Annotated in this window: 19 protein-coding genes; 6 read left to right on the plus strand and 13 right to left on the minus strand. The window is 35.3% G+C overall.

The features are described 5' to 3' along the window. Window positions 1-170: 170 nt before the first annotated feature. The 13 genes from tssD (EG346_RS00440) to tssO all read right to left on the minus strand — a co-directional run bounded on the left by tssD (EG346_RS00440) (window position 171) and on the right by tssO (window position 16,808). Entirely contained in the window at window positions 171-578 is a 408-nt protein-coding gene (tssD, locus tag EG346_RS00440; RefSeq protein WP_175550373.1) for a type VI secretion system tube protein TssD, read from the minus strand. A 709-nt stretch (window positions 579-1,287) separates the two neighbouring features. Further along, window positions 1,288-2,625, minus strand: a complete 1,338-nt coding sequence (locus EG346_RS00445; protein ID WP_123876645.1) for a hypothetical protein — start codon at window positions 2,623-2,625, stop codon at window positions 1,288-1,290. 7 nt (window positions 2,626-2,632) lie between these two features. Beyond that, complete coding sequence (locus EG346_RS00450) at window positions 2,633-3,316, minus strand: hypothetical protein (protein ID WP_073333670.1); 684 nt, start codon at window positions 3,314-3,316, stop codon at window positions 2,633-2,635. 2 nt (window positions 3,317-3,318) lie between these two features. After that, entirely contained in the window at window positions 3,319-4,395 is a 1,077-nt protein-coding gene (locus EG346_RS00455; RefSeq protein ID WP_123876646.1) for a LysM peptidoglycan-binding domain-containing protein, read from the minus strand. Between the two features lie 3 nt (window positions 4,396-4,398). Then, window positions 4,399-6,516: a type VI secretion system Vgr family protein gene (locus EG346_RS00460; RefSeq protein WP_394343270.1), complete on the minus strand. Its 2,118-nt coding sequence runs from the start codon at window positions 6,514-6,516 to the stop codon at window positions 4,399-4,401. 285 nt (window positions 6,517-6,801) lie between these two features. Beyond that, entirely contained in the window at window positions 6,802-7,212 is a 411-nt protein-coding gene (gene tssD / locus EG346_RS00465) for a type VI secretion system tube protein TssD (protein ID WP_181876102.1), read from the minus strand. Between the two features lie 351 nt (window positions 7,213-7,563). Beyond that, window positions 7,564-8,433: a lytic transglycosylase domain-containing protein gene (locus EG346_RS00470; RefSeq protein ID WP_073333658.1), complete on the minus strand. Its 870-nt coding sequence runs from the start codon at window positions 8,431-8,433 to the stop codon at window positions 7,564-7,566. An 84-nt stretch (window positions 8,434-8,517) separates the two neighbouring features. Further along, window positions 8,518-11,013 (minus strand): ATP-dependent Clp protease ATP-binding subunit, encoded by a 2,496-nt coding sequence (locus EG346_RS00475; RefSeq protein WP_123876648.1) that lies wholly within the window; start codon window positions 11,011-11,013, stop codon window positions 8,518-8,520. Window positions 11,014-11,394: 381 nt separating this feature from the next. Continuing rightward, a complete protein-coding gene (gene tssD, locus EG346_RS00480) occupies window positions 11,395-11,796 on the minus strand; it encodes a type VI secretion system tube protein TssD (RefSeq protein ID WP_073333653.1) in 402 nt (133 codons plus the stop codon). Between the two features lie 538 nt (window positions 11,797-12,334). Then, on the minus strand, window positions 12,335-14,734 hold the full coding sequence (gene tssR, locus EG346_RS00485; RefSeq protein WP_073333651.1) for a type VI secretion system protein TssR domain-containing protein: 2,400 nt from the start codon (window positions 14,732-14,734) through the stop codon (window positions 12,335-12,337). A gap of 46 nt (window positions 14,735-14,780) precedes the next feature. Continuing rightward, the gene (locus EG346_RS00490; RefSeq protein WP_073333647.1) at window positions 14,781-15,689 is read right to left on the minus strand and encodes a PKD domain-containing protein; all 909 of its coding nucleotides are present in this window, start codon (window positions 15,687-15,689) and stop codon (window positions 14,781-14,783) included. Between the two features lie 48 nt (window positions 15,690-15,737). Further along, window positions 15,738-16,262 (minus strand): type VI secretion system transmembrane protein TssO, encoded by a 525-nt coding sequence (locus EG346_RS00495; RefSeq protein WP_073333644.1) that lies wholly within the window; start codon window positions 16,260-16,262, stop codon window positions 15,738-15,740. Window positions 16,263-16,277: 15 nt separating this feature from the next. Beyond that, complete coding sequence (gene tssO / locus EG346_RS00500; RefSeq protein ID WP_073333642.1) at window positions 16,278-16,808, minus strand: type VI secretion system TssO; 531 nt, start codon at window positions 16,806-16,808, stop codon at window positions 16,278-16,280. Window positions 16,809-16,988: 180 nt separating this feature from the next. On the opposite strand from tssO, the gene EG346_RS00505 reads away from it, so the two are divergent. The 6 genes from EG346_RS00505 (at window position 16,989) to EG346_RS00530 (ending at window position 22,977) form a co-directional block, all read left to right on the plus strand. Continuing rightward, entirely contained in the window at window positions 16,989-17,660 is a 672-nt protein-coding gene (locus EG346_RS00505) for a response regulator transcription factor (protein WP_073333639.1), read from the plus strand. A gap of 138 nt (window positions 17,661-17,798) precedes the next feature. Next, a complete protein-coding gene (locus tag EG346_RS00510; protein ID WP_002984212.1) occupies window positions 17,799-18,089 on the plus strand; it encodes an HU family DNA-binding protein in 291 nt (96 codons plus the stop codon). Window positions 18,090-18,457: 368 nt separating this feature from the next. After that, the gene (locus tag EG346_RS00515; protein ID WP_073333637.1) at window positions 18,458-20,017 is read left to right on the plus strand and encodes an Rne/Rng family ribonuclease; all 1,560 of its coding nucleotides are present in this window, start codon (window positions 18,458-18,460) and stop codon (window positions 20,015-20,017) included. 73 nt (window positions 20,018-20,090) lie between these two features. Beyond that, window positions 20,091-21,539: a delta-60 repeat-containing protein gene (locus EG346_RS00520; protein WP_073333634.1), complete on the plus strand. Its 1,449-nt coding sequence runs from the start codon at window positions 20,091-20,093 to the stop codon at window positions 21,537-21,539. Between the two features lie 91 nt (window positions 21,540-21,630). Further along, complete coding sequence (locus tag EG346_RS00525; RefSeq protein WP_073333630.1) at window positions 21,631-22,101, plus strand: OsmC family protein; 471 nt, start codon at window positions 21,631-21,633, stop codon at window positions 22,099-22,101. Window positions 22,102-22,326: 225 nt separating this feature from the next. Further along, entirely contained in the window at window positions 22,327-22,977 is a 651-nt protein-coding gene (locus EG346_RS00530; protein ID WP_228426464.1) for a response regulator transcription factor, read from the plus strand. Window positions 22,978-22,991 lie beyond the last annotated feature (14 nt).

Raw genomic sequence — 22,991 nt, forward strand, 5'->3', positions numbered from 1 at the left:
TTATTATTTTACAATTCTAAATATTGAATCAATAGCTTAAAAGTCTAATATCTGTTATCTGGTCTCTAAAATCTTAACGCATATTCATCGCATTTCATAAAAAAACAGAACAGCATTTCTGCTATTCTGTCTTGATGTTATTTTTTTATTAAAAGACTTGGGTCTATTCATTATTGACCTCCTGGCCACATTCCACGGTACTCAGAATTCCCCAGAGTGATTACCTCTGCACTGATCACAAAGCTGATCAACATGCTGTTGCTGTCAATAGCATCAAAGTCTACTTCGTGTTGAATTACATATCCGTTTTCCCACTTCAAAGTCGTTAATGTACCTTCTTCATGAGATTTATTGAAAGTAACTTCACCTGTTGTAGGCTTATATTTTCCGTTCAATAAACTTTCCAAGATATCAGATTTTTCAGTAGCTTCTACTGTTACTTTGATCAAAGCGTTTGAAGGATCTGATGCTACACGTCCTGAAACGTCTGTAGATCTTGATACGCTATAATTAAGCTTTAATAATTTTTGTTCTCCTCCGTTGTTGAATTTTAAGATTCCTCTTGAATTTGCTGCCATGATTGGTGTATTTAATTGTTATATAATATTGTGATTAGTGATTGATTACAGAACAAAGATAGACCCGATACAGGTAAAGAAAAAGTTTTTAGAGGTAAATCTGAAATATTGTAGTAATACTACGATTTGATGTAGTAATTCTACGACTTTTGATTTAACACAATGTCTTAATTGCCTATTTATAAAAGGTTTAACCCTATTTAAAATACCATTAATTACTATTATTTTACCCCATTACGGGAAATAATAGAAATAAGATAGAGGATATGCTAGCGGGAATTATTTAATATTAATTGTATCGAATATCCAGCTCACGATTTATATTATTAATCTTGGTTGGAATACCAAAAGACACTTTGATAATTTTTCTTTCTCATCATTGAAAAACGCAATTCCATTTGAGCTGACATCAGAAATTTCTTAAGATTTTCCCCTTTCTCTTCTTCATATGGTAAACTTCCCCTTTTTTGAAGACTTCCCCTTTTTTAAACAGTTGATAAATATCATATGAAACACATTTGATCTATGAAATGGGTGCAAATACTTTGTCAGATTTTCTGGCTGATAGCATTTTGTAATGAAAAATTCACTTACTAAAAAGATAGTACAGCTACAAAAATTGCTCATGAAGAATAGCCAATTTTTTTATCTTTATGTTTTTTGACATTCACAGATAGATTGATACTTCCTAATAGAAATTACTTAAAATTCATGCATCATTTGCATTGACCGCGATACTATCTGTATTATCATTTGAAAAATCTTCTGCAGCAAGTCTTATGGCATTCTCTGCAAAAAAACTGCTGACAAAAGGTGCTATTAGAGTAATTATACCTCCCGCTACTTTTCCGGAAGTTTCAATGTTTAATAATGTGTTAGCTTTAATCGAAGCTTTACCATTTTCATGATGAATATTGACTGCACTTCCAACATTCCGCTCATTAACCATTCCCCTTAAATTACCACTTTTATTAGTGATTTTGTCTTTAAGAACACTCCCAAAATCTCCATTTTTCATCCTGATTATTATTTCCTTAAGATCAGGATTATTTTTAAGTGAATATGTTCCTTGCCTCTGTGCTTCAGCAACTCCGGTTTCAAATTTTGCAATATCACTTTTTGTTGCTTTATTGTCAATCATTCGCTGTTTAATATTCGGGATATCTTTAGCATCCATAGCTACCGAATATGGATCCCAACTATCGGTTGGCTGAATTAAGTTTGTTGTACTTTCACCTGCTCCTTTAACATTTTCATAGCTACCATCACCTATTCCCGCATTAATTGATGTGGCAGTGGATGAAGCTAAAGGATTTATTAAAAAATACCCAATCGGTAAGAAACCTAAAAAAATTGCAGTTTGTTTTGCTACATATAGAGACCTCGCTCCTCCTAATAAACCTCCGACAGGCAAACTGGTACCCATACTAAAACCAAACAAAACCCCAGCAATAAGTCCAGAACCTATATTAACCCATTTTTCAGTGTTATTATTTAGAGAAATGCTATATGCTGCGCTATTTGCAGAAGTACGGCTGATAAAAGGTAATAAAACCCCACCCTCCTTACATGCTAGCATTGAATTCTTTGTCAATGCCAAATACATATCTTTATTTTTAACTTTATTACTATCAAAATGTACTGTCGTATGATGATTTTTCCACTGACTTTCCTCAAAGCCAATCATTTCACTACACGTTGGTCGTTGACTCATTTGCCAAAGGCCATATCCAAAGGCTGCAATTGCAATTGCCCCTCCAACGATCCATCCTGCGACGGGAATAGTTGCTGCAGTTGCAGCTACTAAAAGCATTCCTCCTATAACTCCTCCTCCAAAAGCTACAGTTCCTAAACCAGAACTCCAACCGCTTTTACATTCAAAATCCTCTGATAACTTTTTATCAATTTTAACCAGAAAAACTCTATTTTGAGTACCTAATTTCACAGATTTAAATTGTCTGTTATCGCTCAGATTAAATTGTTTATAGTCTGAGTTTAATTGATTTGTACAAACTGCAAATACATTTTCAGGTAAGTAAACTGCCATATTTATATTATTTAAAAAAAATATATTCCATAATATTTACAAAAAGTATCATTATTAAGACTAATATTCCTAAAATAAATACCACCACTTGCCAAGGTTTCATTCTATTTATTATTGAGTATTTTATCTTTTCTTCTTTTACTACATAAACTCCAAAATTTGGAATAATATTAGGTTGTACAATATTTTTAAGCACTTTTTCATTAAAATGCTTATCAATATAAGGTTTTAAATATTGAACAAATGCATCTAATTCATCTATATCTTTTTGCTTAGAGAATGGTGCCAAGCCTGTATTACCTACTCTTATTTTAATTACATTATTTTTCGTCTTAATTGTCAGATAACGCAATCCAATATTTCCCAAGTTTTTGATTATTTTAATATCAGATAATTGAATATGATGATTAATACCTCTGAATTTCAGATTTAAAAATTTATCATCTATATTTATAATCCATTCTTTTTCTCTGACCAGATTAGTTAATTGTTTTAATATAATAATGCTTATTCCTACCGTTGTTGTAGCTCCAAAAAGAAGCGGCATGAGAAAAGATATTTTAGGAAATAAAATATGACTGCCATATAATATTCCAAACATAATCATTAGACTTGGAAAAATTAACATTAAAGCCAATTTAAGCTCTGTTTTAGCATCAAGACCTTGAAATCGGAACTCTTTATTATTCATACTTATGGAGTAAAATTTTCTAATTTCTTAACTGTAAATATACATTCATTCTCAATGTTATCAGAAATTTCTTCTTTTAAAACAACTCTTGCGTTATTAATAGTTTTGGTCTTAGTATTCATTTCTATAGTTGATCGAAAAATAATCTTGTATGCAGTAAAATCATATTTAACAACTGCCCTATGAAGTTCATCGTATCTGTTTCTAATTTCAGTTAGTAGTTTTTCGGACATTTCATATTCTGCTACCTTCCTAATTGAAACAATTCCATCATTCTCATCTATCTTATCATATCTTAAGTTTAATGGAATAATTATTGGTGGAACAATTGTTGATATAAAATCAAACTTTACGTTTTCCCACTGGCTTTCCTTAAAGAGATATTGATCAAAACAACAAAAATAAAAGAAGTCTCTCCAATACTCTTCCTCATTGTTAGCTGATAATGAGAATTGTTGATCTCCCATATCTAATAATTCTTTAACAGCTCCCCTATTTGTTTCTCCAATTTTTTTTATAAAAGGTATATTATAAAACTCCTTCTGTCTAAAATATAACCAGTTATCATTAATCTCCTTTTTATTTAAAATTTGTTTTGGTTTACCCGTTTCAATATCCAGATTAAACAATACATTATTTTTAATTCTATCGGTTTTCTCAATAAAATCAAATGTTTCTTCTAAAAATTTGGGAGAAATTTCTTTGTTATAATCCTCCAATTTAACATATCCTGTTTCAAGAGAAAGGTTATGTTTAAGAAGATATTGAAAGTGTTGTTCAACATAATGAACCAAATTATTATTAAATTTAGAAGTATTTATTTGCTCACATCTATATCTAGCTTGTTGATTAAAATCTAATTCTCCGCTCTTTGCCTTATTCTTCTTTTTTTGATGTATTATATTTTTGTTGATTAATATATACTTGAGATGCAACGGTAAATCGTCATTTAAAATTATTCCAGTTATTCCACAATTTTCGTTATGAAATATCTTCATCTCATTTGCATCCAAATCATATTTTTCAGCAATAGATTTTAAAGTATCACCTTTTTGTATTTCGTATTTTATAAACTCCATTTTTTAATTTATATCTACAGATGTTCCTGTAATAGTAGTACTTCCATTAAAAATTGCTTTTGCTGTCCCGGTTCCTTTTATTTCTACCTCAGCACTGGTTATTGTAATTTTAGTACCTGTAATTTTAATCTCACTACTTCCTACCTTAAGTGTTATTTTATCAACTCCTGTTAAATTTATAACCCCTGCGTTATCCATTGTAAATATACTTTGCTCTTTTCCTACCTCCACCTTATGCGTATTTCCTACATCTGTTATATGGTCACATCCAACTTCGAGTTTTTTATTATTACCAATTTTATCCGTTTTATTGTTACCAACTGTTTTTGTACTGTCATTATTTGCATTGTGGACTACATTCCCCGCTCCATCAAAAAACATATTAGCCCCTCCCTGATCCTTTAGATTCATAGATCCGGCTCCATTGTCATATTTCAATTCTGCGCCACTTCTTCCACTAAAACTCATCACATTATTCCCGGCTCCACCTCCGGCACCAATCCCTCCATGAAACATTCCTCCCATCACAAAAGGACGGTCCGGATGCTGATGAACAAAGTTCACGATGATCTGATCACCTACTTCAGGAACAGACATAAAACCACGGTTTTTATTGACTTTATCACTGCTTCCGGCGTCAGGAGACATGACGCGGATAAATTCGGTAGTATCCTGCCCTGCCTGCCAGTCAAACTGTACTTTCACTCTGCCCTGATCTGAAGGATCGCTGTTGGATATTACTTTGGCAAACTGAGGTTCTGCTTTTGGAATTTCAAATTCCGGGCGGGGAATAAATCCGGTGTCTGCAGCAATAGCTTCAAAAGTGCCTTCATAATAACCTCTTGCATCCACTTCATGGGTAACTCCAATGATCATTAATTTTGTAAAATAGGCCGTATCACTGCTATCTGCTTTACGCATTTCAATATCTGCATTACATCCCGGATATAAGAACGGAACGGTAGTCGTTCCTGAAGTAATGAAAACTTCCGATGCCTTACTACCTGCTGTGCCTTTCTGCGATGCATCGATATCCATAAAAGAGGTGGCTTTAATAGGGGCTACTCTTAATGAGGGCGTCTTAAAAGTTCTCTCTGATATTTCATAAGCCCGTTTGGCAATATCTGAAGTATGACTGATCTTTGAACTTCCGGTAGTCAGCTTTTCATTTTTACTGCTGTTGTAACCGTAAAAACTTGGACTTACATGCTGTGCTTTCATTTTGATAGCAATATCACTTACACTGCTGCCATAAGTAAGCATCACCGGTTTTTCCTGTGGCGGAAGCTTCCCGAAATGCAGTACTTCACCATCGTAATAAAACTGTTCTCCGTATGCTTCGGCAATTCTTGCCAGATAATTATAATGCGTTTCTTCGTATTGAGAGCTGTAGGGAACATTTCCATGCTGGGCATCTACCCTGAAATCAAATTTATTTGATCCAAGACCTTCTTTGATCACATGATGGGCAATACTGTTTAAGCTCACTTCCTGCCCACCTCCGAAACTCTGGATATGAGGTGCCGCATCCAGCAAAACCGTAGGACTGAATCCGGTAAGGATGATATTTCCAAGATTCCCTTTTTCCTGACTGAAACCTACTTCTGTGATAACCCCGACAAAGTTACGTTCGGGCCCTTCTTCAATATCTTTATATTGAAATACTACGGTAATTCTTTTGCCTAAAAAATTCTGCGCTTCCTGCAGATTATGATTTTCCGGACTTCCCAGAGTATCATGAGCAAGGGTCAGGCTGAATTCATGATGCCTTGAGGCACTCTGAGCCAGTTTAAAATGCTTGAAATGTTTAATAATCTGTCCTTCAATGACAATATCAAGCATAACAACGCGGTTGATTCCGGCAATTAAGCTTTCAGGAATGGCGGCAGCATTGTGTATTTTTGAGGTGGGCTGTTTTGCCCAGACCTTATTTTCGGTAATGGATGGATTATTCGGAACCAGCGTTTGGTTCATGAACATTTTTGAGTTTTGGGCAGTACCGGAATAGATTTCCTGAGCCTTTTTTGCTGACTTTTTTACAGCTTCATCTGCTTTATGAAGCTTTTCGTCTATTTTTTGTACGGCATTATTTTCAGCATTTTTAAGCTGTTGTGATGCCATTATATTTTTTTTGACACTGCCTTTAGAGCTTTGTCCTTTTATCGATTGATCATCCTTGAACATATTCTGTGTTTTTTTAATTAGGAATCCGTATTGAATCGCTTCAGGATGTTCAATTTTTTTTGAAGATTCATTTTCAATTCTTAAAAAAAAATTAAATAAGAATTCCTACAGGATTCGTTTTTTTGGAGGTTCAATTGGCTAAAAATAGCAAAAACAGAATAGCATATTCCTGCGAATACACTATCCTGTACCAATTTATTTTTACTAAGGTGATTGTTTAGATTATTTTCCGTCTGAAGGCCACATTCCACGATACTCAGAGTTACCAAGGGTGATCACTTCCGCGCTTACGACAAAGCTGATCAGCATGCTGTTTTCGTCTACAGCGTCGAAGTCTACTTCGTGTTGGATAACATATCCGTTTTCCCACTTTAAGGTAGTTAATGTACCTTCTTCGTGAGATTTGTTGAAAGTAACTTCACCTGTAGTAGGCTTATACTTTCCGTTCAATAGGCTTTCTAAGATATCAGATTTCTCAGTAGCTTCCACTGTTACTTTGATCAAAGCATTGGAAGGGTCTGATGCTACACGTCCTGAAACGTCTGTAGATCTTGAAACACTGTAATTAAGCTTTAATAACTTTTGTTCTCCTCCGTTGTTGAATTTTAAGATTCCTCTTGAATTTGCTGCCATGATTGGTAAATTTTAATTGTTAATATTTTGTGATTTGGTGATTGATTACATAGCAAATATATAACGTCATATTTTGATAATAAAGCTTTTGAATATAAATTTGAAAATTTGTAGTAATTCTACGATTTGATGTAGTAATTCTACGACTTTTGATTTAAAATAAAACCTAAAAATCTGAATTAAAAACGATTAACACAATAAAAAACACGAATTCTACGTACTTTTTTACACTATAAGGAGAAATAAAGAAAAAGAATTATAACAAATCCCGACGTTTTACCAAGTAATATAAAGACATAAAAAAAACCGTCACTAACGTAACGGCTATAAGTTTATTTATACTTTTTGGGTTTATTGTTGTACCCGATTTCCTTCTTTTATAGAACGTATTAGAATTTTATTTTTCCTCAAAAGAAAGTCTGGCATAAGATCCGTTGGAAGATAAAGAGGGCTCTCCCCTTTTTTCTGAAGTTCTTCTACAATGCCAGGATTCCAGGCGAGAATTTCACTCATTCCAATGTTCAATTCATTAGCAATGATGTCCAGATTAAATCCTGCATTGATCTCTGTTTCCTGCAGAGATACACCAGAATTCCTGCTACTTCCTCCCTCGGTAAAGAAAACCTTATTAAGCCTGGAAGAATTATAGTTGTTTAAAACACTTTCCAGCTCACCGGTTGCATAGCATGCATTCAGATATTTTTTTACGTGATTGATTGTTTCTCCAGGGAGGTATTTGGAAAATAGATGATATTGGGTCGAACCTGCAGACTCCATCGCTTTGGCAATATTTCCTTCGCCACAGTTATAGGCTGCTACTACAGTAATCCAGTCACCATACTTTCTGTACAGGTTAGCCAGGGAAACTACAGCAGTCTTGGTACTTTTATAGACGTCTGTACGGTTCTGCTCTGTAAGTCCATATTGGTTGGCATGGGCGGTCATGAACTGCCATACGCCCACCGCTCCGGCTCCCGAGGTGATATTCCTGTTAAAATGTGACTCAATGAGCGCCAGATTTCTCAAATGTTTGGGCAGACCTTTCTGCACCAATGAATATTCGATAAATTCAACGATTTCCTTATTGGAATTTATAATGTTATTGTACTTTCTTACACTGTTTTCAGAAGTATCTGAGGCGGCAAGAAACTGTCCCTTCACCATTATAAAACTCCCTGCCAGCATCAATCCTGTAAAGATATTTTTGAATAGGATTCTCATTTTAATTCATTATGTTTTTTCAAAGAAAGCTCATAAGATGAAAGACATGCGGTCCTTGTACTGATCAGCTTTCTTTGTTTATTGTTAATCTACTTTCCAGCTTATTTTTTCCTCTTCGCTGTTCCAGTCTACATGAAGCGTCTGTCCGGATTTCACTTCTTCTCTTACGATCATCTTTGAAATCGGTCTCGCCAGTTGAGCACGGATTACTCCGGAAATCTGTCTTGCTCCGTATTTACTGCTGAAGCCTCCCAATGCAAGATTTTTCACGGCTTCGTCTGTAATTTTTAAGCTCATTCCTAATCTTGTAAGTGAGGTATGGAGTGATTTCAACTGGATATTGAAAATTCTTTCTGCGATAGATTCCGTAATCGGTGCAAAAGGAATAATCTCTGTGATCCTTGCTAAAAACTCAGGTCTGAATCTTCCTGAATTGGACATAATCTGCATCAGCAAAGATGATTCGGGAACTTTACCTTCTTCAAACTGTTTGACAATCTCTTCACTTCCTATATTTGAAGTAAATAAGATGATCGCATTGCTGAAATCTCCTTCTTTTCCTAATTTATCATGAACCTTTCCTTCATCCATGATCTGTAAAAATACATCAAAAACGGAATGGTGTGCTTTTTCGATTTCATCAAATAAAACGACGGTGTAGGGTTGCTGTCTGATCTTATTCACCAACATTCCTCCTTCTTCGTAACCTACATATCCCGGAGGCGCTCCGTATAATAATGCTGCTGAATGTTCTTCTTTAAATTCAGACATATCAAAACGAACCATGGCTTTCTCATCGTTGAAAAGCAATTCTGCCATAGATTTAGCCAGCTCGGTTTTTCCGGTCCCGGTAGGTCCCAGAAGGAAAAATGATCCGATAGGCTGTCCGGGTTTATTAAGTCCGCTTCGGTTTTCAACAATGGCATCCGAAAGGATTTTCAGAGCATGATCCTGACCTACTACTCTGTTCAATAGAAGAGATTCCATGTTCAGAAGTTTTTCTTTTTCCTGAGCCTGAATCTTCCCGATTGGAATATTTGTTTTGGCCGCCATCACTGCTGCCAGCTCCAGACGATCTACTTTTTCTCTTTTTTTGGCCGCGTGCTGTAAAAGCTCTGCATACGTGTCATCGATGATTTTATGGATCTGATCAACAGGCATAGAATTATCGATAGTAGGCTGCTCACTTAATGATCCCCAAAGAATTGGGCTTATTTTATCCCTAAGAAGATTATAATTCCAGATCAGTTCATTAGCCTGATCTTTCGTGTCGGTATATTCTTCTTTTACAATAGTTTCATAAGTTTCTTTCCAACTTGCCAGCTCTTTTTCTGAAAGTTCATCCAACATTTTAATGGCGGCCATGGTTCTGTCTAGCAGGTCAATCGCTGCATCGGGCAGTTTTTTACCTTTTGCATATCTTTTTGCCAGACGTACGCACTCTGGAATAGATGTTTTTTCTACTTCGATCCCGTGGTGTTTTTTGTAACCATCAAGAAGGACATCGATCATCTTTACGCAGGTTTGTTCATCCGGTTCATTGACCGTTAATACTTCAAAACGACGGTTAAACGCCTGTTCCGGTTCAATAATTTTTCTATATTCTTCCTGTGTTGTAGCCCCGATTACTGTAATTTCTCCTCTTGCCAGTTCAGGTTTCAGGAGGTTGGCTACATTCCCAATACTTCCTTTGGGATCTAAAAGGGTGTGGATTTCATCAATGAAAAGAACTGCTTTTTCAATTTTCTTACATTCATTGATGACTTTTTTAAGACGGTCTTCGATTTCGCCTTTGTAAGATGTTCCTGCCAATAATGCGCCTGTGTCCAGTTCAAGAAGGGTGGCATTTTTAAGCATTTCAGGAACATTTCCTTTGGTAATTTCAGTTGCGAAACCTTCTACCAAAGCTGTTTTTCCTACACCAGGCTCACCGATAATGATTACATTGGGCTTACTTCTCCGGCAAAGGATTTCAACAAGCATTCTGAGTTCTTTGTCTCTTCCTATGATATTTTCCAGATCTCCTTTCCTGGCTTGCGCAGTTCTGTCTACACAATAGCTTTTGATGGATGGAAATGATGAATCTGCAAAATCTGATCCGTTTGAAAAAATTGAGGAAAAATCACCGTCTTCAGATACGGCGAAAGGAGTATCTTTTCTGTATAAATTAAAAATTTCATGTTCTCTGAGCGGAAGTGATTTCAATTGCTGCAGTGAAAAAACAACCTGTGGCTTTACGATAGCCGTAAGGATACAGATGGGTGTGATCTCATCCAGACCTAATTTTAAGCGGATATCGTCTGCTTCCTCAACAAGAGTGTCTACTGCCTCATCCTGACGTACCTCATCGGGAAGGTGGGCAGTCTTTGGATAATCTTCAATGCGGACATCTGCCCACTCATAAAAGTAGCCTGGATCTTTATCTATGCTTTTAAGGAATTCATTAAGACCAATATCTTTGTGCATTAAAGCCTGTAAAATATGAGGGCCGCCATACGTTGCATTATAATTTTCCTTCGCTATCGACTGAGCAATATGAAATAGCTGTTTTACTGTTTCGTTGGTTACTAGTACTCCCATTTATAATTTTTCTAATATTAATATGTTTGTGTTCCTGATCGTAGTTTCAGATGATTTGGTGTTATCTGTTGAAAGATACATTTTTTACAAATATATCTTTTTTATACAAAAATATATAGGGTTAAAGATAGTTAATTCTTTGATTAGAGAAGTAATAAGTTTTTGGTCTGATTACTTTTTAAACTGATATATTTTTTTTAGAAGATGTCTAAAAAGAAAAATTTGTTTCTATCATTTCAGATCAATTAATCTGATATCATATTTTTTTTCTGCTTTCTTATTGTTCTTTCCTTCTTTGTTTACACCCAACTTTAGGCAAAAAAGACCGTCTTTTAAGGGACGATCTTTTTCTATGAATGTTGATGTGTAATAGTGTCTTATTTAAGATGGCCATGCCCCGCTGTACTTGGAATTGCCAAAGTCGATTGTTTCTGCGCTTATGACAAAACTGATCAGCATGCTGTTCTCGTCTATAGCATCAAAACTTACCTGATGCTGGATGACATAACCATTTTCCCAGCTTAAGGTGATCAGTGTCCCTTCCTCGTGAGATTTATTGAAAGTAACTTCGCCTGTTGTAGGCTTGTATTTTCCATTCAGTAAACTTTCCAGAATATCCGATTTTTCGGTTGCTTCAACTGTAATTTTAATCAGTGCATTAGACGGATCCGATGCTACACGTCCTGAAACGTCCGTAGATCTGGATACACTGTATTTCAGTTTCAATAATTTCTGTCCTTCTCCGCCATTGAATTTTAAGATTCCTCTTGAATTTCCTGCCATGCTTTTCAGTTTTAACAGTTATTAATATTTTGTGATGTGGTGATTGTTTAACAAATATAAAGCGCTTATTTGTATTCTGAAAGCATTTGAATATAAATCTCAAAATTTGTAGTAGTTCTACGACTTTTTGTAGTAATTCTACGACTTTGGATTTAAAAATCCCGCTTACAGGTCATGAGCAGGCGTTTTACTTTTATCTGTCATCAAAGGAATAAAAGGATATTTTACACTTAAATGAGAAATAGACTGTGTTTCGGAAGATAAAGGTTCTAATTTTTGTTTAAAAGTTTAACGCGTTCCGGATTTTAGTGTTTGATAAATTTTATGATGTGTTGTATGTTTTCGTGTTTGCAGAATAAGAAATAACGGATTACGGGGTCTTTAAATATTGTACACATCAACTAACCTTTGTTTAAAAATCTCACGTCTGATGTCTGATCTCTGATGTCTGATGTCTGAAATCTACCATCCTCATTCTTACCAAAAACAAAAAAGCAGAAGTTGTACTCCTGCTTTTCGTATAATAAAAAATTATTGATTAGTGTTTTGTGTATTCCGGTGCATCAACGGTCTGTGTAGTTGGCATAAAGTATTCATTAAGCCAATAGAATGTTTGTCCGTTCTGCTGGATTTTCACTGCTGGGTCGTTTCTGTGGGAAAGCATTCTGTCTGCCAATTCTTTGTAGTCTTTGAAGTACTTTCTTACCCTTTCATTTAAGACGATTTTTGATTTTTTCCAGCCTTTCAGCTTGTATTTGGACATCAGTTCATCTTCAGAATTATCAAAACCGGTACTTATTCCTACAGCATAAGACATTGGCTTCTCATACAATTCAGATTTATCAAGGAATTTTAAGGTTGGATTATATTTTTTCAGAAGCTTGATGTATTCTTTAATCGCTCTGGATTGACTGAAATCTGCTCTGTTGGGTTCAGTTTTAAGATAAACTTCAGAATAGAAATTCTTCAAGTTATCGTATTCTGTTTCAGAAATAAGAATTCCTTTTTCTATTCCCGGTTTATAATCTTTTAAATCTTTAGGGATATATCCTTTCACCAGGAATGGGTTTCCATAATTGATCAGCTGTGCAGCAATTCCAGCAGAAACCGGATTGGTAAGACCAGGGAACAGGTATTTGTACTTTAAATCCACATCTGTTCTTCCTGCTCCTACTGAAGAGTGGAAATATTCATTAAGCGATTTGTCAATGGTCTGATTGTCTAAAGTTACCTGTGCAATCAAGCTGTCTACAGATTTTTTCAGATAACCTGGCATTGCAACATCACCCTTTTTAGGGAAAATAACAAATCCCTGGGACATACTCTGTTTTGGATAATCCAATGAGAAGAACCCGGCATCACCTTCTATAAGGCTGAAGTTATTTTTCGTAAGAACATCACTTTGATTAATGATTTTCTCTTTTTTAAGTTCTGCAATATTTTTTGCTGTATTGGTCACTACGTTTTCAGCCATCAATACAAAGTCATTGTAGGTGTCAGATGATCTTGCGCTGGTCTGGAACATGATCAATCTTGCCTGTGCCTGCGTAAGAGAGCTGATGACACTGTACATGTTTCCGCTCTGGTTGGCAGAAGTACCTACCGTCACTACGATATTGGTCTCATCCGGAACATTGGAAAGAAGATTTCCTGCTGCTGAAAGAGCTTCACCTACGGGCTGATATCCGCTGTTACTTGCACAGTTCATTTCATTGGTCTTTTCGGTAATGAATGTTGTGATCTTGCTATAATCAGTACTTAAGTTCGAAACCAAAACATTTTCTCCACATGGATTGTTTTTATACAAAACTACCCCATATTTTACCCCGCTGAAGTAAGAGGGCTTTTCAAACCTAAGCTGAAGATCCTGAAGAAGAGATTTTACGATCGGCGCATAGGGTGCATTAGGAGCACTTACGTCAAGGGCAAAAACAATGTTTATATTTTTATCTCTTTCTGTGATCTCTCTGTAACGGTCAAAAATAATCTTCTCACCAAGCACATTAAATATATAGTTTTTACTATAGTCTAAAATATTAGTAAAATATTTTGTCTTGGAATCAGGGGTTGGCGCTTCATCCAAAGCAAGATTTACCGGATAAATATTTTCCAGAGGTGTCCTTTTATGAGTTTCTGTAAGCAAAACTGCAGTTCTGCTCTCTGCATCTGCCGCTCCCGGATACCCTTCATGGATTCCCAATGCAGATTCAGTAACCTTGGTGTCATTTTTCAATTTAATGGCAGAACGTTCACCCCATGCAGAGATAACGTTGGCATTTACCCATCCGTAAAGATTAGTACTGATGCTGTCTATATCAATGGAAGGTTTTTTACCTACCAAAAATCTCTTGTTATTTTCTGCCTGCTTATAGACATACACCATCTGTCCGTTTGGAATTTTAACGTTGGCTGTTTCTATAAGACTTGGTGAGTTGAACACCATAATAGAATCATTCTTGTAGTATCTCTCGGCACTTCGAATGACTTCACTGTTATTCGGAACTACAGCGACTCTTACAGGATATCCTGTTTTTTCGCTTTTTAAAGAATTATTCCATAGAAGAAGATCGGATTCAGGAATCCATCCATAGGTCTTAATAGATTTTGAGGAAACTTTTTTCATTAAAGCATCGGGAATGTATTCCGCCACTTTTACCATTCCATCTCTATTCTTAAGCACCATTAAAGGTTCCAGAAATTTAACTTCTTTGTAAGACTTTTCGTCGCTTTTATCAAGATAAGCCGTATTTCTTGACCGGTCTGAAATAACGATCCATGGAACGGCCTTTTTAGGATATCCGTTCACTACCGGGGAGTTCTCTATCTGTCCGTATTGTGATGGTTCAGGGGTCCTTTTAGATGGCAGCTTCACCTGACAGCTCGTTATTAATACTGATAATCCGATATAATATGCTGCTAGAGGAAATTTATTTTTCATCCTATTTTATTTTTATGATTGGTGGGGTCCGGAAATCCGGATCGTATTATTTGCTTTGGTTGATGTCAACTTTAGTTACACAGTTTTGCTTATCATCTAAGTTCACTTTTACACTCTGGATCACTACGTTTTTATCAAACTGAAGTCCTGCGCAGTACATGTAGAAGTTATTAGCCTTACTGTCGCTCACTTTTACCACCGTATTTTCATTGTTACAAAGGTAAGTTCTCAGCAGGTAGTTGTAATGCATATTAAAACTGTTTCCATTGGCAATCTGCTGCAGGTGATATTTGAAATCGTCATCAATTTTTTTATAAGAATCTTCTACCGGCACTTCATCTTGCTCCAGGGAGTTGTAGGCCGGAAGAATTTTGATCATGTGATAAATTGGCTCCTGACTTTCTTCGGTAAATAATGTCACGCGGTAATCACCCGGTTTTTTATAAGAGTAGATGGTCATCTTCTCTTTGGCATCCGTATTTCCCGTTTCCCCAAACTTCCATGCAAACTGAGTCGCATCTGAAACTGCACGAAACTGTACATTCTCATTCTGCATAGCCTGTGCAGGAGCTTCTATGATCGTTGCCATCTTAGCACTGTCTTTTGGCTTCACGTATCTGGCTGAAACCATTACAGGAAAAGTTTTGGTATACTTGTTGTCAATGATCAAACTCACCGAATAATATCCCGGTTTATCATAAAAGTGGATGCCTCTGTTTTGATCGGAAGTTTTCCCGTCCCCAAAATTCCATCTCTTGGTTTTTGCGAACTGGGTTTTATCCTCAAATAATAGGGTATCTCCTACAGATAGTGAGGAAGGATAGACTACTCCTACAATATCATCGGCAGAATGAATGACCTTTTTCTGTAGCCATAACGCGACGAGGGCTGCAATGAGCAGCGTCGCGATAACACCAATAATAATGTTTTTTTTGTTTTTTTGAAAATAATTCATAATTAAGTGATTGTGATGTGTTTATTCCTTTAATGTTTATTTCTTTGATTACTGAGTTCTTTCTCTCATGGCATTGTTTCTTTCATAAAGACGGTCTTGCGTATTCTTAAAACCAATTCTGCAGTCTTCCACATCTTTCTCGAATTTTTTTACATCTTCCGTCGTCGTCGAAATAACTTTCTTGTCTTCAAAATACATTTTATAGAATTTGGCGATCTGCGGGTAGGCATCTTTACGAATATCCATCACATCATTACCATGAAAATAACTCGCCAGACCATTAATGCCATTAAAGATATTGTTTTCTACAAAAGGTTCCGGAGATTTATCTGTAATTTTACTGATCATGACATAAGTACTGTCCATTTCAGGTTGCAGAATCTTTTGCTGACGTTCAAATGCTTCTTTCTGCTCAAGACTCTGAAGTCCCCGCACATCTTCATCGGAGAATGGCGATTCGTATCCTTTTAAGAAGATAATTCCAAGGAATATCAACGCTGCTAAAAGCATCAGTATTAAATAAAGAAACTGATAATGCCTTTCTTTTTTGGATAATGTAATGTGTCCCTGCATATGTTTTCTTTTTTATTATCTTCGTTTACCCGTAAAATTTCTTGTAGGATCTTTTTTAAGCTGATCATTTGCTCTCCCTACTTTCCCCATACATTCTTCAAGATCTCTCAGGACAGTCTTTTTGTTGTACTCAACTTTTATAATATCTCCCTTTAAATTCAACATCGGCTCTATCTGCTTCATCAGAACAGCATAATGCTTAAAGTTATCCACACTGTCTTTACCCATGATATTTTTCACCTCTCTCACCTCATCCATTATTCTGGTTTTAAGGAAAACATCGTTCTGTACTTTGTTAATATTAAGCTGGTTCATCTGCTCGTAGATGTTATCTACCTGCGTCTTAAGAACGTCACCTCGGGCCATCAGTTCTTTATACGCATCTGCTTGTCTGGTGATTCCTTCCCGCTGAATACTGTAGCTTTTGAAAAAGAGGAATAAACACACAAAAGATACTACCGATAGAACGGCAAAAGACAGAATAAACCTCCAAATACCTATTCGGACATCAGATTTGTTTAATTTTTTTTCCCTGTTAGTAGACATATGTTTGCGATTTGTTTGGCCAGTGAAAATATAAAAAAAAAAATTTATGTACAATACGTATTTTCCCTAAGGCATTTTGGGGAAAACCCTATTTAACCTAAGTTTAATTTCCACTTTAATAAGTTTTTCATAAATTAGGCCTCTGAATTTTAAATATCTTATACCAAATCGATATTAAAAGTGAGTAAACTATTATCAAACACCGTGCGGTTTTCTATAGCAGACAGTGACTTCTATTTTAAGAAGATCATGATCAAAACGCTGATGGAAAATCCATTCTATATGCTTCTGAATGACTGTAACAACGGGCATGAGCTTGTGAACAGGATTTACAGGAGACAGGAGGATGTGTTTATCATAGAACTCTTTATGCCGGTGTTAAGCGGTATTGAGGCCATTAAATATATCCGGAAAAACAACGAGGAAACGCCTATTGTCACTTATTCCAACACGTATCAGGAAGATATGGCAGAAATTCTTTCCAAAATCCCCAATATTTACTACTGCCAGAAAAAGAGCACGATCATCAAAGATATTATCAAAGGGAGTATTGCTTCCGAAAGCTTCGACTACGAACAGTATTCTAAAGAATGGGAACAGCAGCCGCTCGCAGTGCAGAACTACATGGAAAGGCAAAAAAAAGGACAGGAAGAGCTTTCTCCTACTGAAATTCAGCTGATGAAATTCTGTTATGAAGGCTATAGCAATAAGGAAATTGCAGAAAAATTAAACTTAAGCACACGGACCATTGATACCTATATCAACAGACTTACGGAAAAGCTGGGACTGAAGACAAAACTGCATCTCATCCGTTTCTGTGTGGAGAATGGCTACTACAATTCCAGCATGTAGGGTGATTTAATGTAATATTAATATAGACTCAACATGAAAACTCCAACTCTTTAAACAAAAATATTTTACCACTAATTTGCTAGTATTCAATTTTTTTAACTAAATTTGCACACCTAAAATTTAAAATTAAAAAAGGAAATGACAAAGGCAGAATTGGTAAACACCATCTCAAATAAGTTGGGAACAGAAAAGAATGAAACACAGAAAGTTGTAGAAGCTTTTATGCAGGAGATCAGGACTTCTATGTATAATGGGGATAACGTTTATCTGAGAGGTTTTGGATCTTTTATCATTAAAACAAGAGCTGCTAAAACAGGAAGAAATATTTCTAAGAACACTGCAATTGAGATTCCTGCTCATAACATTCCTGCTTTCAAACCTTCAAAATCTTTTGTTGAGAAAGTAAAAACTAAAGTCGCAGTAAAATAAAACATTAACTGAATATTAACTAGTTACTAAAAAATTAAAATTATGCCAAGCGGAAAGAAAAGAAAAAGACACAAGGTTGCAACTCACAAGAGAAAGAAAAGAAGAAGAGCGAACAGACATAAGAAAAAATAATCTCTTTTTCTCGAGATTTACAATATAATAATATAGTTGGTGGTTTTAATTTTTTAAAGATCACTGACTATATTTTTGTTTGCAAGTATAAGATCCCATTGGAAAACAAGGGCTTTTGCAGATATTTTTTAAAAAGATGTATCAATTTCATTCTAAATTCTTATATTTAATATTATTTATCTGCTAAAAAATACGCCAGTTCCCTATGATCTTAATAATTTTTATCTTATAACAAAATGAAGAAAGAACTAATAGTTTCGCATGAAGATGATCTTACAAAGATTGCACTGCTGGAAGACGGAAGACTATGTGAACTTCATGAGCAAGAGGACAAAAGCGAATTTATAGTTGGAGATCTGTTTGTAGGAAGAGTAAAAAAACTGGCACCAAACCTGAATGCCGCATTCGTTAATATAGGATATGACAAGGATGCATTCCTGCATTATCAGGATCTGGGACCACAGTATCTTACCTATAAGAAGTTTTTAAAAGATACTATTTCTAAAAAACAGAGCACTTCAAGCTTAAAAAATTTCGAGATACAGCCCGAAATAGACAAAAACGGAACCGTAGAAAAAGTCATTGTAAAAGATGATCTCGTTCTGCTTCAAATCACCAAAGAACCCATTTCCACAAAAGGTCCCCGGATCTCTACCCAGGTTTCTTTGACAGGACGTTTTCTGGTCCTGATCCCTTTCGACAACAAAGTCTCTATTTCCAAAAAAATCAGAACCACTGAGGAAAAAGAAAGACTGAAAACCCTTATTGACAGTATCAAGCCTGAAGGTTTTGGAGTGATTATAAGGACGGTTGCGGAAGGAAAAAAAGTAGCAGACCTTCACAATGATATGAATCAGCTGATCCAGAAATGGGAAAGCACTTTCAAAAACATTCAGAAAAGTAAGGTTCCGGCCAGAGTTTTAAGCGAAGAAGATAAAGCTTCAGCTATTTTAAGGGACAATTTCAATCAGGATTTCGTGAGTATTATTTGCGATGATGAGCAGATGGTAGACGAAATGGCCAACTATGTGGAGGTCATTGCTCCTGAAAAAAAGAATATTGTTCAGTTTTATAATTCCCACATCCCTCTTCTCGAATATTACAACGTTGAAAAACAGCTCAAACAGAGTTTTGGAAAACACGTTAATATTCCAAGTTCAAAAGGTGCTTACCTAGTTATCGAACACACAGAAGCTCTTCATGTCATAGACGTTAACTCCGGAAATAATATCACGACCGGAAACTCAGCCAATAAAGAACACGCTATGAACGTGAACAAAATGGCGGCAACAGAAATCGCAAGACAATTGCGTCTTCGTGACATGGGTGGCATTATCGTTATTGATTTTATCGACATGCAAAACCCTGATCACAGAAGAGATTTGTTTGAACATTTGAAAGAAGAAATGAAACGTGACAAAGCTCGTCATAAAATTCTTCCTCCTAGTAAATTTGGATTGATCCAGATTACCAGACAAAGAAACCGACCGGAAAAACAGATCGAAACCAAAGAAGAAAACCCAAACAAAGACGGAGAAATCACAGCTCCAATTGTTGTTGTGGAAAGAATGGAAGAAACCATAAGAAATATTATACAGAAAGATAAAGGAAAGCTTTATCTGCATGTACACCCTTTCGTGGAAGCTTACCTTACAAAAGGTATTAAAAGCATCCAGATGAAATGGTTTATAAAGTATAAAAAATGGGTCACCATTATTCCCCGGGATTCTTTCAAATATTTAGAATACAAGATTTACAATTCGAAAAAAGAAGAATTGATTGGATATTCTAATTAACACAAAATTTTAAACCTCTGGTTTGTCTGGAGGTTTTTTTGTTATATTTGCAGTCTTAAAACACATATACACAATGACAAAAAATTTATTTCTTGTGCTGCTTCTTGCAGTACAGACTGCTTTTGGACAAATTATTTCTAAAGATTTCTCTTTCGCTTCAAATGGAGAATATTTAATCCCTTTCAACATTAGCAGTACCGGCTATTATAACTATCCTGACTCTTGGTCAATGGTCCAAGGCTCTGATAACAGTATATATGTAACCTATAGTACCGGTGATGTGTCTCTCACTACAGTACCCCGAGAATCTTTTGTATTAAAACTTACACCTGACGGAATTGTAAATCAATCATTTGGAACCAATGGAAGAATTCAATTGCCTCACCATATCAGCCTAAACAAGATAAAAAGACTGACAGATGGTAAATTGCTGATTTTTGGTTTCAATGAAACAGAAGGAGCAACGGTGTACAGAATGCTTCCCAACGGACAATTAGATCCTACTTTCGGAACAGGTGGCATTTCGGTAATTCCCCAAATTAATAGTGGTCAGAACTATAACGCTTTCGGATTTCTTTTACAGAATGAAAAAATAATTATTCATGGGATCAATGGCAATAGTATGTCTGAACACTATAACCGCCATCTAATTTACAGGTTAAATGCAAATGGGACGATTGATAGTGCTTTCGGAAACAACGGGGTTACACCTACACAGGGGAGCACCTTTTCCAGAATGGATTTATTCATTGATAATCAATCTAATATCAACTGTTTCAACAATAATTTTATTCAAAAATTTGATTCGAATGGACAAACAATGACCAGTTTCGGAAATAATGGAGTTGTATCATTAGCAGATGCTAACGGTTTTGGTCAGTACGGAACCGCTGATCATGTATTTATGGACAGTAATAATAAGTTTATTTTCGTAGAAAATATAAATACTAATGGAGTTTTAAAAATAAATCCGGATGGAACGGTTGATAATACTTTTACGAATAACTTATATGCAAGCTTCGGTACAGGCACCTCCATTTCAAATATGATTGAAAAAAATGGATATTATTATATTGTTGGATATAGTCCTGTAATCACAGCAAATGGTTCATATTTTATTTCAAAAATAGCCCAAAATGGTTTAGTAGATTCCAGTTTTGGCTATTATTTGGATTCCAACATTTATGATTCATTCTATCCCGAGATGTTTGTTAACAGCAATAATATCATTACAAACACAGGAATTATCGTTAAATATCTTTTAAACAGCCCCGCATTATCCACAAAAGATATTGCAAAAACAAATACTGATATTTCTTTTGAAAATCCGGTTAAACAGAACTTGACTTTCAGCACAAAAGAAAAAGTAAGTAAAATAGAAATTTATTCCGTCGATGGAAAACTCGTAAAAACTTTAAAAGAGAAAAATACAGATCTTTCAGAAATATTAAATGGAACTTATGTAGCAAAAGTTACATTCGAAAACGGAAAAACAACCGTAAAAAAACTTATTAAGAACTAGTTTTAAGATAATCTTCGTTCTTATGGAAAGGTATTTACTTAATTTTGGTAAATACCTTTTTTATTTTTAATCTTAAACAAAAAATTACAGAATGGGCAAAGAACACCACTATAAAGCAACCATCCATTGGATAGGAAACAAGGGGACCGGTACCAGCAGCTACAAAAACTATGAGAGGAGTCATACGATCAATATTGAAAATAAAGAGGCTATTGAAGGCTCTTCTGACCCAGCATTCCGGGGAGATAAAACCAAGCACAATCCGGAAGATCTGTTCCTTTCTTCCCTTTCTTCCTGTCATATGCTGTGGTACCTTCATTTTTGTTCTGAAGAAGGGATCATTGTCACCGATTATACAGACGAAGCAACCGGAATTATGACTGAAACGGCAGATGGAAGCGGGCATTTTACATCAGTTACCCTTCATCCTGCCATTACTGTTACAGAAGAATCAATGATTGAAAAAGCTAAAGAACTCCATCATAAGGCTAACCAGTTTTGTTTTATGGCCAGGTCGGTGAATTTTCCGGTAAAACATATCCCCACTGTGGCAGTTAAATAATTTTAAACACAGATTTAATCTTACAAAAAGTCCCATTAATAATACAGTTTTACTATGATAACTCTAAAAATTCAATCTAAAACTCCACGCAAAGAGATTTATTTATCAAATAATCAATAAAATTTCAATTTTACGATCATTTATTATGTAAAAAATTGCAATTAATTATTATTATTACGTAAAATGTAAAGTTTTTTTTATATTTTTATATAAACAAAACTAACCATGATGAAACCAAGATTAACCATTTTTGATGAGCCTCTACTCTATACAGAAGGTTTATCAAAATTGCTCTCACAAAGCAAAATTTTTAATACGATTGACATTTGTAATTCTTATGAAACCTTATTTAAACAATTAAAAGAAGATCCCCCTGAAATTCTGGTTATAAGCTCCAATATGCTGATGCTTACCGATATTTTCAGACTTGTAGAAGACATCACCTCCACCAACAAAGAAATCAAAATTATTGTCATAGGCAATAGTTACGATATGACTGAGATCCGGAAGCTCTTTAACAAAGGCATCAAAAGCTATCTTGATAAAAACAGCAGATACGATGAATTTGTAAAATCAATAAACGTTCTGCTTCTGAATGAGATCTACATCTGCGACAACGCAAAAGAAAGAATGATCAACTTTATCAGCAGTGAGGAAGGAAAACCGGACCCTCACATCAAAGAACCGCTAACGCGCAGAGAGATGGAAATCCTCAGACTGATATGCGACGGTTTCAGCAGCAAAGATATTGGTGAAAAACTATTCATTAGCATCAATACCGTAGAAACCCACCGCAAAAGAATTCTTTTAAAATTAAACGCAAAAAATTCCGTAGGAATTGTAAAATACGCCTTAGAAAACCACATTATTGATTGATAAAAAACCAATTT

It is taken from the genome of Chryseobacterium carnipullorum (genome assembly GCF_003815695.1).
Classification (GTDB): domain Bacteria; phylum Bacteroidota; class Bacteroidia; order Flavobacteriales; family Weeksellaceae; genus Chryseobacterium; species Chryseobacterium carnipullorum.